General features: G+C 53.5%; 1 protein-coding gene. It reads right to left on the bottom strand.

The window, feature by feature from the left end:
* Nucleotides 1-95: 95 nt before the first annotated feature.
* Entirely contained in the window at nucleotides 96-395 is a 300-nt protein-coding gene (locus ACT6R0_RS18620) for a hypothetical protein (protein WP_444667450.1), read from the bottom strand.
* Between the last annotated feature and the right edge of the window lie 250 nt (nucleotides 396-645).

The following is a 645-nucleotide window of genomic DNA, read 5'->3' as shown; positions in this document are numbered from 1 at the left end:
CATGAGCAGGCACCTGACTTTGGAACGGACCCAGCCAGCATGTCGCCAACCATCTGTCAGCCGCTCAACTACACCACTGCCAGCTTCACAAGGAGCTACAGCCCTGGTAGTACAGCCCGCTGCCACTGCCCACTGCTACAGCCCACTACACCACTGTCAGCTTCAAGGTAAGGTACAGCCCTGGTAAATAGATGGGTGGGAAGCTTGCCCACAGCAGCTGAGCAGGCATGGTTTTCAAAGCGAACAGCCTCATTGCTGTGTGCATCATCATCATCATCATCATCATCATCATCATCACATGGTGTTTGCCATGGCTGTGTGCATGTATGCAGGTGGTTTTGGCTGTGGTGGTGGTAGCATAGCCATGGTAGCCAGCTTGCGGACACAGGCTTCACAGGCGTGCTTTTCAGAGCGACCTCATCGCTATGTGCACTAGTGCTTTGCTGGCATATGCTTACAAAAACAATGTTGCCATGCAGCCGTTGGCGGCTTAAACAACATGTCGCCACGATGCTGCCCTGTCATGCAACGATGATGATGTGCATGATGCTATCTATTCGTGCACGGTGCATGGTGATAACCATGGCAGCAGGGGTGCCTATAGTGGCAGCAGGGCTGGGTAGTCATGGTAGGGCACCTTCCAAC

It is taken from the genome of Flavobacterium sp. (assembly GCF_052437795.1).
Lineage (GTDB): Bacteria > Bacteroidota > Bacteroidia > Flavobacteriales > Flavobacteriaceae > Flavobacterium.
The sequence above is the reverse complement of the archived record's forward strand: the minus strand, read 5'-3'. Positions and strand labels throughout refer to the sequence as shown.